Consider the following 12,904-nt stretch of genomic DNA (forward strand, 5'->3'; position numbering starts at 1 on the left):
GCCCGGGCGTCGCTCACCGGTTCCCCCGGGCGTCTTGCCTAGACTCGTCGCGTGACCACCAGCCAGCTCGACCCTCTCCTCGGCCGTCTCGTCGACGGCCGGTACGAGGTGCGCTCGAGGATCGCCCGCGGCGGCATGGCGACGGTCTACCTCGCGCACGATCAGCGCCTCGAGCGCCGCGTGGCGATGAAGGTCATGCACGGCCACCTCTCCGACGACGCGACGTTCAAGAACCGCTTCGTCCAGGAGGCGCGCTCCGCCGCCCGTCTCGCCCACCCGAACGTGGTCAGCGTCTTCGACCAGGGCCAGGACTCGGACATGGCCTACCTGGTGATGGAGTACCTCCCCGGGATCACCCTGCGCGACCTGCTCAAGGAGCGCGGCCGGCTGACCGCCCAGCAGGTCGTCGACATCATGCACTCCGTGCTCTCGGGTCTCGCCGCCGCGCACCGCGCCGGGATCCTCCACCGCGACCTCAAGCCCGAGAACGTGCTCCTCGCCGACGACGGCCGGATCAAGATCGGCGACTTCGGCCTCGCGCGCGCCGCCTCCGCCAACACCGCCTCCGGTCAGGCCCTCCTCGGCACGATCGCCTACCTCTCCCCCGAGCTGGTCACGCGGGGCACCGCCGACACCCGCAGCGACATCTACGCCATCGGGATCATGATCTACGAGATGCTCACCGGAGAGCAGCCCTTCACGGGCGAGCAGCCGATGCAGATCGCGTACCAGCACGCGAACGACTCCGTCCCGTACCCCAGCGCGACGGTCGCCTCCGTCCCCACCTCGCTCGACGAGCTCGTCCTCTGGGCGACCGAGCGCGACCCGGACATGCGGCCCCGCGACGCCGGTGTCATGCTCGCGCAGCTGCTCGAGGCCGAGCGGCTCATGGGCATCACTCCGAGCGACCGCCGCGGCGACACGCAGGCGGTCACCCCGCTCCCGGCGCCCGTCGCCGATCCGGCGCCCGCGACGGCCGTCTTCGATACGGCGGAGCCCGGGCAGACCTCGGTCTTCGACCCGGCGCCGGCCCCCGGAGCGGTGCTCGTGGTCGACGAGGACGACGACACCGTCGCCCGGCTCGCGAGCAGGCGCCGCGTCCGACGGCGCCGCGGCGTCCTGCTCACGGTGGTCGTCCTCCTCCTGGCGCTCATCGGCGGCGGGACGGCCTGGTGGTTCGGCGAGGGACCCGGCGCGATCGTGTCGATCCCGGACGTCGTCAGCCAGTCGCAGCAGGACGCGACGGCCCAGCTGCAGGCGCAGGGCTTCGAGGTGCAGCCGCAGGAGACGCCCGACCTCACCGTGCCCGCAGGGACGGTGGTGAGCTCCGATCCGCCCGGCGGGCAGGGGGTGCACAAGGGCTCCGTCATCACGCTGACCGTCTCGAGCGGGCCGCGCCAGCTGCCGGTCCCGTCGCTCGCCGGCCTCTCGGAGGCCGACGCTGCCGCCGCGGTGACGGGCGGCTCCTTCACCGTCGGCGACGTCTCGAAGATCTTCGACGCCGACGTCGATGCGGGTGTGGTCGTCTCCGCCTCGCTGCCTGACGGATCGGCGCTGCCCGAGACGATGTCCGAGACCAGCACCATCGCGATGGTGGTGAGCCTCGGACCGATCCCGAACGTCGTCGGCCTCTCGATCGACGACGCGACGGCGAAGGCGGAGGCGGCCGGTCTCGCCCTCGACCGCAGCGGCGAGGACTGGAGCGACACCGTGGCCGCGGGCGTCGTCCTCACGCAGGCGAACCCGGAGGCGCCCGCCGTGACCGGCGACACCGTCTCGGTCGTCGTGTCGAAGGGGCCCGAGCCCGTCGCCGTGCCGAACGTCGTGGGGATGAACCGCGACGAGGCGAAGGCGGCCCTCGAGGCGGCGGACCTGTCGTGGAGCTACTCCCTGACGACGCTCGGCCCGCTGATCGACGCGGCGCCGAACGAGCTGACCAAGGTCACGAACCAGTCCAACAAGGCCGGCGATCTCGTGCAGCGCGGCACGACGATCCAGCTGTCGATCACCATCACGACCTGACGCCGCCGGTCGAGCCCTCAACGAGGACTCGACCGGCGGTCGGGGTCGGATCAGATCGCGCGGCCCCGGAGCTCCTCCGCCACGAGGAACGCGAGCTCGAGCGACTGCATGTGGTTGAGGCGCGGGTCGCAGACCGACTCGTACCGCGTGGCGAGCGTCGCCTCGTCGATGTGCTCCGAGCCGCCGAGGCACTCGGTGACGTCGTCGCCCGTGAGCTCGACGTGGATGCCGCCCGGGTGCGTCCCCGCGGCGCGGTGCGCCTCGAAGAAGCCCTTGACCTCGTCGACCACGTCGTCGAAGCGACGGGTCTTGTAGCCGGTCGGCGTCGTCAGCCCGTTGCCGTGCATCGGATCGGTCACCCACAGCGGCAGGGCGTCGCTCCGCTTGACGGCCTCGAGCAGCGGCGGGAGGGCGTCGCGGATCCTCCCGGCACCCATGCGGGTGATGAAGGTGAGGCGACCGGGCTCCCGCTCGGGGTCGAGCTTGTCGATCAGCTCGAGCATCGTCTCGGGCGTGGTCGACGGGCCGAGCTTCACGCCGATCGGGTTGCGCACCCGCGACAGGAAGTCGACGTGCGCGCCGTCGAGCTCGCGGGTGCGCTCGCCGATCCAGATGAAGTGGCTGGAGGTGTTGTACGGCGTGCCGGTCCGCGAGTCGATGCGCGTCATGGGGCGCTCGTAGTCCATCAGCAGGCCCTCGTGGCCGGTGTAGAACTCGGTGCGCTTCATGCCCTCGAAGTCGGCCCCGCACGCCACCATGAACTTGACCGCGCGGTCGATCTCGCGGGCCAGCTGCTCGTAGCGCTGGTTCTGCGGGTTCTCGGTGAAGCCCTTGTTCCAGTAGTGGACGAGGCGCAGGTCGGCGAATCCGCCCTGCGTGAAGGCGCGGATGAGGTTCAGCGTCGAGGCGGCGGTGTGGTAGCCCTGCACGATGCGGCGCGGGTCCGCGGCGCGGGACTCCGGGGTGAAGTCGTAGCCGTTGACGATGTCGCCGCGGTAGGCGGGCAGGGTCACGTCGCCGCGGGTCTCGAGGTCGCTCGAGCGCGGCTTCGCGAACTGGCCGGCCATCCGGCCCATCTTGATGACGGGCATGCTCGCGCCGTAGGTCAGGACGACGGCCATCTGCAGCACGGTCTTGACGCGGTTCCGGATCTGCTCGGCGGTCGCTCCGGCGAAGGTCTCGGCGCAGTCGCCGCCCTGCAGGAGGAACGCCTCGCCGCGGGCCGCGGCTCCGAGACGCTCGCGCAGCTGGTCCACCTCGCCGGCGAACACCAGCGGAGGGAGCGCGGCCACCTCGGCGGACGCCGCTCGCACGGCCTCCGCATCGGGCCACTGCGGCTGCTGCTTGATCTCGAGCTCGCGCCAATAGTCCAGGCCGGCGACCACGGAGGGGGCGGCGAGGACGTACGGTTCGTTCGGATCGATGACCACGAGGGTGTTCCCGGTTCTGACGGGCGCCAGCGGCGCGCGGAGGGCCGCCGTCCGGACGGACGGCAGCGGTTGACGAGCTTATCGCCTGGCAGGGCGCTCGGCCGGGAGGGGCCCCCGGCGTCGAGCGGGCGCTCAGCGGGTGAGGGCCGCGCGCTTCTCCTTGACCGAGGTCGCGTAGACGTCGAGGTACTCCTGGCCGCTCAGGGCGAGGAGCTCGTACATGATCTCGTCGGTGATCGAGCGGAGGATGAACCGGTCGCCCTCCATGCCCTCGAAGCGGCTGAAGTCGAGCGGCTCCCCGAAGACGATGCCGATGCGGCCCAGCTTCGGCAGGCGCTTGCCGATGGGCATGATGCGCGCGGTGTCGATCATGGCGACCGGGATGACGGGCACGCGGGCCTCGAGGACCATGCGCGCGACTCCGGTGCGGCCGCGGTACATGCGGCCGTCGGGGCTGCGCGTGCCCTCGGGATAGATGCCCAGGGCGTGGCCGCCCGCGAGGACGCGGAGTCCCGTGTTGAGCGAGGCCTCCGACGCCTTGCCACCGGAGCGGTCGATGGGCAGCATCCCCGTGGCGGTGAAGAACGTCCGCGTCGCCCAGCCCTTGAGGCCCTTGCCGGTGAAGTAGTCGCTCTTGGCGAGGAAGACCATGTTCCGCTCGATCACCAGCGGGAGGATCACGGAGTCGATGAAGGAGAGGTGGTTGCTCGCGAGGATCACGCCGCCGTTCTGCGGCACCTTGTCGGCGCCGACCACCCACGGCCGGAAGATCGTCTTCAGGAGCGGGCCCGCGACGATGTGCTTCATGAACCAGTAGAACATCGGGCTCCTCGGCGGTGCGGCGGATCGGGTGCGGCGGGTGCCGCTAGAGGGAGCTCGCGTGCAGGCGCGCCAGGTCGGCGGCCCCCACGACTCCGGCGTCGTTGACGAGCTCCGCGATGCGGAACTCGGGCTCGGGGTGGTAGCCCCGGGCGGGGAGGTTGTCGAGGTAGGCCTGGCGGATGGGGTCCAGCAGGAGGTCGCCCGCCTGCGCCACTCCGCCGCCGATGACGAACATCTGCGGGTCGAGGACGGCGCTCAGGCTGGCCGCCGCCTCGCCCAGCCAGTGGCCGAGCTGTCGCAGCGCCGCGAGGGCGCCGAGGTCGCCGGCGGTGATCAGCTCGGAGATGAGGTGGCCGTTCAGCTCGCCGCCGTTGCGGGCGCGGGCGTCGGCGATGCCCTGGCCGATCCCGCCCGCGTCGGCCAGCTCGCCGGCGAAGCGCTGGAGCGCGCGGCCCGAGCCGTACTGCTCGATGCAGCCGCGGGCGCCGCAGCCGCAGGGCAGGCCTCCGGGGACGACGCGCATGTGCCCGATCTCGGCCGCTGCGCCGAAGCCGCCGCGCAGGAGCCGGTCGTTGATGACGATCGCGCCACCCACTCCGGTTCCGATGGTGAGCATCAGCATGTCGCTGACGAGGCGGCCCGAGCCGTAGCGGAACTCGGCCCAGCCGGCGGCGTTCGCATCGTTCTCGATGATGATCGGCAGGTCGATGCGGGCCGAGAGCTTCTCGCGGAAGGGCTCGTTGCGCCAGTTGATGTTCGGGGCGTAGTAGACGATCGACTGCGAGGCGTCGATGAAGCCGGCGGCGGCGACTCCGACCGCGGAGACGTCTCCCGGGAGCAGGCCGGAGCGCAGATGCTCGACCATCTCGACCACGACGTCGACGATCAGCTCGGGGTGCCCGGCGGGAGTGGGCCGACGGTCCTCGCGGAGGATCCCCCCGAACTCGTCGACCAGGGCTCCGGCGATCTTCGTGCCGCCGATGTCGATCCCGATCGCGTGCACGCGAACCGCCTTCCCGTCGCCACCGGCGCGGCAGCGTCGGCGGGCCGCCCTGAGCGGCGGCCAGGACGAGTGTAGTGACCGCGAGCGCTCCGATGCGGCTCAGCGGCGAGACCCGGCGACGCGTGTCGGCCCTCCTCGCGGAGCCACCCCTGGATCGTTACCCTGAACGGATCCACAGCTTGCGCCGCGCCGGTAGGGTGGAGACGACGTTCATTCAGGTACCGAAGGAGTTGCCGTGGACCAGTTCGATTCCCCCCTGGTGGTTCCGGCCGATACCCAGGCCAACACGACCGCCCTCCTGCTGGACCGCGTCCGCGAGACGCCCGATCGCCCGCTCTTCGCGCTGCCCGACGGCGACGGCTGGCGCGATGTGACGGCGCAGGAGTTCCTCGACCAGGTCACGGCCCTCGCGAAGGGCTTCGTCGCCGCCGGCCTCGAGCCGGGCGAGAAGGTCGGGCTGATCTGCAAGACGCGCTACGAGTGGACGCTGATCGACTTCGCCGTCTGGTTCGCCGGCGGGGTCCTCGTCCCGGTGTACGAGACCTCCTCCCCCGCGCAGGTGCAGTGGAACCTCGCCGACTCCGGCGCGCACGCCGTGATCGTCGAGACCCCCGAGCACTTCGCCCGCTTCGACGAGATCCGCGCCGACCTTCCCGAGGTCCGACTCGCCTGGCAGATCGGGCTGGGCGATCTGGACAAGCTCGTCGCGCGCGGCGTCGACGTGCCGGACGCCGAGATCGAGCGCCGCCGCTCGATGGCGACCGGCACCGACATCGCGACGATCATCTACACCTCCGGCTCCACCGGCCGCCCCAAGGGCTGCATCATCCGGCACTCGAACTTCGTCGAGCTCAGCCGCAACTCGGCGGTCGCCCTGACGGAGCTGATCCACCAGCCCGGCGCGTCGACGCTGCTGTTCATCACCACCGCGCACGTGTTCGCCCGCTTCATCGCGATCCTCTGCGTGCACGGCGGGGTGAAGGTGGGGCACCAGGCCGACACCAGGCAGCTGCTCCCCTCGCTCGCGTCCTTCAAGCCGACGTTCCTCCTGGCCGTGCCGCGCGTGTTCGAGAAGGTCTACAACTCCGCCGAGCAGAAGGCCGAAGCCGGGGGGAAGGGGAAGATCTTCCGCCGCGCGGCCGACGTCGCCGTCGCCCACTCGATGGCGCTCGAGGCGGGCTCGGTGCCGCTCGCTCTGAAGCTGCAGTTCCTCCTCTTCGACCGGCTCGTCTACTCGAAGCTGCGCACCGCCATGGGCGGGAACGTCCGCTTCGCCGTGTCCGGCTCGGCGCCGCTGGGAGACCGGCTCGGGCACTTCTTCCACAGCCTCGGCATCAAGATCCTCGAGGGCTACGGCCTCACGGAGACGACGGCGCCCGCCACCGTCAACCGCACCGAGCGGTTCAAGATCGGCTCGGTGGGCCCGGCGATGCCCGGGGTCTCGATCCGGATCGCGGGCGACGGCGAGATCCAGGTGCGCGGCATCGACGTCTTCGGCGGCTACTGGAACAACGAGGCGGCGACGGCCGAGTCGTTCGACGGCGAGTGGTTCCGCACGGGCGACCTCGGGACCCTGGACGAGGACGGGTACCTACGCGTCACCGGGCGGAAGAAGGAGATCATCGTCACCGCCGGCGGCAAGAACGTCGCTCCGGCGGCGCTGGAGGATCCGATCCGCGCGAACCCGCTGGTCGGCCAGGTCGTCGTCGTCGGCGACCAGCGCCCGTTCATCGCCGCACTGGTCACGCTCGACTCCGAGATGCTGCCGACGTGGCTCGCGAACAACGGGCAGGACAAGGGCCTCTCACTCGAGGACGCGGCCGTGAACCCGGTCGTTCTGGCCGAGGTGCAGCGGGCCGTCGATGCGGCGAACGAGCGCGTGTCCCGTGCAGAGTCGATCCGGAAGTTCGTGATCCTCCCGACCGAGTTCACGGAGGCGAGCGGTCACCTGACTCCGAAGATGAGCATCAAGCGAAACGTCATCCTCGCCGACTTCGCCGACACCATCGCCGCCGTCTACTCCGCCGCCCCCGCCACCGAGGGCATCTCCCTCCGCTGACCCCGCGCTCTCCCGCCGTTACCAGCAGGCCGTCCCGATCGCAGCCGCCTCCGAGAAAGCGCGCCCAGCTCTATCCCGTCGGCGGAACGCCCGACGCTCTCCTCGACGCGCCCCTGTCGCGGTGCCGACCGCGCCGGGCCGGGCAGGGACCGGCTCCCCCTCAACACAGCCGTAATTGGTGAAGCGCAGGCCAGCGCTTCACCGTCGGCGGAACGCACGACGCTCCACGAAACGCCCCCACCTCGCCAAGCCGACCGCGCCGAGCCGGGCAAGGACCGGCTCCCCACCAACACAGCCGTATCCGGGAAAGCGCGTCCCAGCGCTTTCCCGTCGGCGGAACGCACGACGCTCCATGGAACGCGCCCACCTCGAGCGGCCGACTGCGTGGAGCCGGGCAAGGACCGGCTCCCCACCAACACAGCCGTATCCGGGAAAGCGCGTCCCAGCGCTTTCCCGTCGGCGGAACGCACGACGCTCCACGGAACGCGCCCACCTCGAGCGACCGACTGCGCGGAGCCGGGCAAGGACCGGCTCCCCACCAACACAGCCGTATCCGGGAAAGCGCGTCCCAGCGCTTTCCCGTCGGCGGAACGCACGACGCTCCACGGAACGCGCCCACCTCGAGCGGCCGACTGCGCGGAGCCGGGCAAGGACCGGCTCCCCACCGACACAGCCGTATCCGGTGAAGCGCGTGCCAGCGCTTCACCGTCGGCGGAACGCACGACGCTCCACGGAACGCCCCCACCTCGCTGAGCCGACCGCGCCGGGCCGGGCAGGGACCGGCCCGGAATCGAACTCAGAACCAGTCGGATTCCCGGACGGCCTTCATGGCGGCGCGGCGGTCGTCCTGGGAGAGGCGGTCGAGGTAGAGGCGTCCGTCGAGGTGGTCGCATTCGTGCTGGAGGGCCTGGGCCATGAGGCCGTCGCCTTCGAGGACGATCTCGTTGCCGTCGAGGTCGGTGCCGCGGACCTTCGCGTGCGGGTAGCGGATCGCGGGGTACCAGAGGTTCGGGACGGAGAGGCAGCCCTCGTCGACCGGTCGCGGGTCTCCGCTGAGCTCGATGATCTCGGGGTTGAGGATGTAGCCGATGACGCCGTCGACGTTGTAGCTGAAGGCGCGGAGGTTGACGCCGATCTGGGGGGCTGCGACGCCGGCGCGTCCGGGCGGGCGGACGCTGTCCACGAGGTCCTCGACGAGGCCGCGGACGCCGGCGTCGACCGTCTCGATGGTCGTGGACGGGGTCTTCAGGACCGGGTCCCCGAAGATGCGGATCTGGCGTTCGGTCATGTGGTGCGCTCCCTCAGGGCCTCCTCCGCGCTCAGGAGGGCGTTCTCGACGACTTCGCTCGCTGCGGGGTGCGGCCAGTACTGGCTGCGGGCGAGTCCGCGGATGCCGGTGCCGGCGCTGGCGGCCTGGACGAGCGGCTGAATGAGGATACTGGCCTGCGGTCCGATGATGTGCGCGCCGAGGAGGGTGCCGTCGAGTCCGACGACCAGGAGGCAGGCGCTGGAGTCGTCCTCGAGCGCCCAGCCGAAGGCGGTGGAGCCGTACTCCTGGGTGACGGTGACGACGTCCAGGCCCTGGTCCCGCGCTTCGGCCGCGGTGAGCCCGAAGTGGGCGATCTGCGGGTGGGCGAAGATCGCGCCGGGCACCGGCGAGAGGGTGTTGGAGAGCAGCTCGCCCGGGTGCAGGAGGTTGTGCGCCACGAGGCGCGCCTCGTGGTTGGCGACGTGCTTGAGCTGCCAGCGGGACGACACGTCGCCGAGGGCGAAGAGGCCGGGCACGGGGCGTCCGCCGGAGAGGACGCGCTGCTCGGTGTCGACGCTGATCCGGCCGTCCTCGTGCAGATCGATCCCGACGGAGGCGGCGGCGACCGTGTCGCTGTTGGGGTCGCGGCCGAGCGCGACGAGCAGCAGGTCGGTCTCGACCGTCGTGCCGTCGCTGAGGGCGACGCGGAGCCCGTCAGGGCGGGCGTCGACGCTCTCGGCGCTCACTCCGGTGAGCACCGTGTACCGCTCGGCGGCGATCCCGGTGAACCGGCGCGAGACGTCCTCGTCGAGGGCGCGGAGGAGGCGGTCGCCGCGGACGGCGACGGTCACGGCGGTGCCGAAGGAGGAGAAGACGTGGGCGAACTCGACGGCCACCGCGCCGCCGCCGAGGATCAGCATCCGCTCGGGGAGCTCGTCGAGCCGCATGACGGAGGAGGAGTCCTGGATGCGGGGGTCGGGCTCGTACGCGGCGAGGAGCGGCCTGGGCCGCGAGCCGGCGGCCACGACCACCTGCGGCGCACTGATGCGGGCACCGCTGGCGCTGACGAGGACGTGCGGGCGGTCGCCGTCTCCGAGCGACTCGAAGCCGAAGCTCTCGCGGAGGACGGTCACGTTCGGGGAGCGCTGATCGCGGTACTCGAAACCGCCCTCGCTGATCGCGTCGATCCGGCCGAAGACCCGGTCGCGCACCTCGGCCCACTCGGGGCGGCGGAGGCGGGAGTGGACGCCGATCGGGGCGCCCTGGTCGACGTCGGTGACCACGTCGGCGACATGGACGAACATCTTGGTCGGGATGCAGCCGGCGTTGAGGCAGGTGCCGCCGAACCACTCGCCGTCGTCGAGGATCGCGACCCGCAGGCCGTCGAACTCCGGACCGACGATCGAGTTGCCGGAGCCGGCCCCGACGACGATCAGGTCGAAGGCGTCGGTGGACGCGTCGGGCCCGTCGGTGCGGTCCTGGTGCGCGGCGGACGCCGCCCCGGAGCCCCGGGGCTCAGACACGTCGGACCGGCATGCCCTCGACCACGAGCGCGGCGAGCAGGCGTGCGGCGTCCTTCGTGCCCTCGCGCAGCTGCTCCCACTTCACCACGGAGCCGGCGGCGAGCACCGGGTCGTAGGGGATGCGGACGATGTCGCGGACGCGGGAGCGGAAGTGCGACTCGATCTCCTCCAGCTTCACCAGGCTCGTGCCCTGCGTCGCCGTGTTGAGCGCGACGACCGCGTTGCGCACCAGGGCGCCGTAGCCGTTCGCGTCCAGCCAGGTGAGGGTCTCGGAGGCCAGGCGGGCCTCGTCGACGCTGCCGCCCGAGACGATCACCACTGTGTCGGCGCGCTGCAGCGTGGGCCGCATCACCGAGTGCACGATGCCCGTGCCGCAGTCGGTGAGCATGATCGAGTAGAAGCGCTCGACCAGATCGGCGACCACGTTGTAGTCGTCCTCGTCGAAGGCCTCGGAGAGCTGCGGGTCGGTGTCGGAGGCGAGGACGTCGAGCCGGGTCTCGTCGCGGGAGACCATCGTCGAGAACTCGGTGAATCCGGTCACGCCGGCCGCGCGGTTCACGACATCGCGGACGGTCGCCCGCGTCTGCTTGGGGACGCGCTCGGCCAGGGTGCCGCGGTCGGGGTTCGCGTCGACCGCGATGATGCGGTCCTCGCGCGCATCGGCGAGGGCCATGCCCAGGAGCGTCGTGACCGTCGTCTTGCCGACGCCGCCCTTGCGGGTCATGACCGGGACGAAGCGGGTGCCGCCCTCGAACTGCCGGCCGATCCGCTCGTCCATCGCCTTCCACGCCTTCACCTTCGCGGAGTCGCCGAGGTTGACCGTGTGGAAGGTCAGGCCGTAGAGGAAGCGGTGCCAGCCGCCCGTGGGAGCGGGACGGGTCTTGCGGTTGACCTCCAGGAGCCTGTCCGGGGTGAGCATCGACGCCGACTCGGGCACGGCGGCGCTCGGCGCGGACGGGGCGGGAGCGGCGCTCGAGGACTCGGCGCGGAGGCGGTCGCGGCGCGTGGGGACGGCGGCGGGCTCCCCCGCGGACTCGGACGCCGCGGGCTTCTCGGCGGACTCCGCTCGGGCGGGGATCCCCGCCGAGACCGGTCCGTTCGCGCCGGACGGGTGAGCGGGAGCCGGTGAGGGGGTCGGAGCAGGACTCGGCTCCGGGGGCACGAGAGCGTGCGAGCGCGAGGGCGGCAGGCCGAGGCGGCCGACGTCGATCGCGTCCTCGTCCTCGACCGGAGCAGGGGCGGTGGAGCGGCGCCGCGGGCCGGGCGGGGTGATCCGCACGCCGTCGGGCAGGAGGGTCGGAGCGGTGTCGCTCGCTCGCGGGGAGTACTGACCCGATTCCCGAGCCGCGTCCATGGCGGTCCGCGGCGTGGGACCGGTGCCGGTGTCGGGCTGTTCGTCGTTGCGCTCATCCATGCGAACGAGCCTCCTTCCGCTCAGGACGAGTGTACCGGCGGGCCCGGATCGCGCCGGGCGGCTTGGTCGGAGCGCGCTCCGACTGCTAGTGCGGCCCGCTTCCGGAGGCGGCGCGGACGGCGCGTGCAGCGAACGGTTAGGTTCTGCCGCCCGGAGGAACGTAAAGTAGTCAGCCATGCATGTACTCAGCGTGAGCTCCCTCAAGGGCGGCGTCGGCAAGACCACGGTGACGCTCGGCCTTGCATCCGCGGCGTTCTCGAAGGGCCTGCGAACGCTGGTCGTCGACCTCGATCCCCAGTCCGACGTGTCGACCGGAATGGACATCAACGTCGCCGGCCACCTCAACATCGCCGACGTCCTGACGTCGCCGAAGGAGAAGATCGTCCGCTCGGCGATCGCCCCCTCCGGCTGGACCAAGGAGCACCACGGCACGATCGACGTGCTGATCGGCAGCCCCTCCGCGATCAACTTCGACGGGCCGCACCCCAGCATCCGCGACATCTGGAAGCTCGAGGAGGCCCTCGCGAGCGTCGAGGCCGACTACGACCTCGTGCTGATCGACTGCGCCCCCTCGCTCAACGCCCTGACCCGCACGGCCTGGGCCGCGAGCGACCGCGTCGCCGTCGTCACGGAGCCGGGCCTGTTCTCGGTGGCCGCCGCCGACCGGGCGCTCCGGGCGATCGAGGAGATCCGCCGCGGACTCAGCCCGCGCCTCCAGCCGCTGGGCATCATCGTCAACCGCGCCCGCGTCCAGTCGCTGGAGCACCAGTTCCGGATCAAGGAGCTGCGCGACATGTTCGGACCGCTCGTGCTCAGCCCGCAGCTCCCGGAGCGGACCTCCCTCCAGCAGGCGCAGGGCGCGGCGAAGCCCGTGCATGTCTGGCCTGGGGAGAGCGCTCAGGAGATGGCGCACAACTTCGACCTGCTGCTCGACCGCGTCATCCGCACCGGACGCATCGGCGAGCAGGTCCCCGCCGCGACCTAGGGCCGGCGGGTCCGCCGGACTTCTCCGGCTCGAGGTCTCGGGACGCGGGCGATGCTCGGTGCCCGAGGAGTACCAGGGACGGCGCCGGCGGACGCTCGCCGTCGGAGTTCAGCGCGGACTCTCGATGCGCGGGCGGAGCGCGCTACTCGATCAGCATGACCGCACACGAGCGGAGCCCGTTGAGAGATCAGCACGGCGGGACGCGAGCGGAGCCCGTCGTCGGATCCGCAGGGCGGGACACGGACGGAGCCCGTCATCGGACCAGCAGGGTGAGCGGGCGTGATCGGCGGGGAGCTCGCGTCCGGCGGACGGTTCACGCGGGCGGGGCCCGCCATTCGACCAGCACGGTGAGACTCGGGTGGCGCCCGTTGCTCGCACAGCACGGCTGCAGGCGGGT

At 71.6% G+C, this 12,904-nt stretch carries 9 protein-coding genes; 3 read left to right on the plus strand and 6 right to left on the minus strand.

Annotated elements, in window-relative coordinates; translation table 11 throughout:
- The first annotated feature begins 51 nt into the window (after window positions 1–51).
- Window positions 52–2,022 (plus strand): Stk1 family PASTA domain-containing Ser/Thr kinase, encoded by a 1,971-nt coding sequence (gene pknB / locus C5C39_RS07865; protein ID WP_104222582.1) that lies wholly within the window; start codon window positions 52–54, stop codon window positions 2,020–2,022.
- A gap of 50 nt (window positions 2,023–2,072) precedes the next feature.
- Here pknB and C5C39_RS07870 read toward each other — a convergent pair whose 3' ends face one another.
- From C5C39_RS07870 to C5C39_RS07880, 3 genes are all read right to left on the minus strand, one after another.
- Window positions 2,073–3,407, minus strand: a complete 1,335-nt coding sequence (locus C5C39_RS07870) for a class II 3-deoxy-7-phosphoheptulonate synthase (protein ID WP_104222617.1) — start codon at window positions 3,405–3,407, stop codon at window positions 2,073–2,075.
- Between the two features lie 177 nt (window positions 3,408–3,584).
- Window positions 3,585–4,274 (minus strand): 1-acyl-sn-glycerol-3-phosphate acyltransferase, encoded by a 690-nt coding sequence (locus C5C39_RS07875; protein ID WP_104222581.1) that lies wholly within the window; start codon window positions 4,272–4,274, stop codon window positions 3,585–3,587.
- Window positions 4,275–4,317: 43 nt separating this feature from the next.
- Window positions 4,318–5,277: an ROK family glucokinase gene (locus C5C39_RS07880; RefSeq protein WP_104222580.1), complete on the minus strand. Its 960-nt coding sequence runs from the start codon at window positions 5,275–5,277 to the stop codon at window positions 4,318–4,320.
- A 235-nt stretch (window positions 5,278–5,512) separates the two neighbouring features.
- Between C5C39_RS07880 and C5C39_RS07885 the strand changes: the two genes are divergently transcribed.
- Entirely contained in the window at window positions 5,513–7,336 is a 1,824-nt protein-coding gene (locus C5C39_RS07885) for a long-chain fatty acid--CoA ligase (protein WP_104353080.1), read from the plus strand.
- Between the two features lie 796 nt (window positions 7,337–8,132).
- Here C5C39_RS07885 and def read toward each other — a convergent pair.
- Genes def through C5C39_RS07900 form a run of 3 tightly spaced genes read right to left on the minus strand, consistent with a single transcriptional unit; the run spans window position 8,133 to window position 11,522 of the window.
- A complete protein-coding gene (gene def / locus C5C39_RS07890) occupies window positions 8,133–8,624 on the minus strand; it encodes a peptide deformylase (RefSeq protein WP_104225378.1) in 492 nt (163 codons plus the stop codon).
- Window positions 8,621–10,108, minus strand: coding sequence for a mycothione reductase (locus C5C39_RS07895; protein WP_104353081.1), 1,488 nt, complete (start codon window positions 10,106–10,108; stop codon window positions 8,621–8,623). The genes def and C5C39_RS07895 overlap by 4 nt, the downstream gene beginning before the upstream one ends.
- Complete coding sequence (locus tag C5C39_RS07900) at window positions 10,101–11,522, minus strand: MinD/ParA family protein (RefSeq protein WP_258059940.1); 1,422 nt, start codon at window positions 11,520–11,522, stop codon at window positions 10,101–10,103. Before C5C39_RS07900 ends, C5C39_RS07895 begins: the two co-directional genes overlap by 8 nt.
- 175 nt (window positions 11,523–11,697) lie before the next feature.
- On the opposite strand from C5C39_RS07900, the gene C5C39_RS07905 reads away from it, so the two are divergent.
- Window positions 11,698–12,507 (plus strand): ParA family protein, encoded by an 810-nt coding sequence (locus C5C39_RS07905; RefSeq protein ID WP_104222576.1) that lies wholly within the window; start codon window positions 11,698–11,700, stop codon window positions 12,505–12,507.
- The last annotated feature ends 397 nt before the right edge of the window (window positions 12,508–12,904 follow it).

It is taken from the genome of Rathayibacter sp. AY1F3 (assembly GCF_002931975.1).
In the GTDB taxonomy this organism is placed as follows: domain Bacteria; phylum Actinomycetota; class Actinomycetes; order Actinomycetales; family Microbacteriaceae; genus Rathayibacter.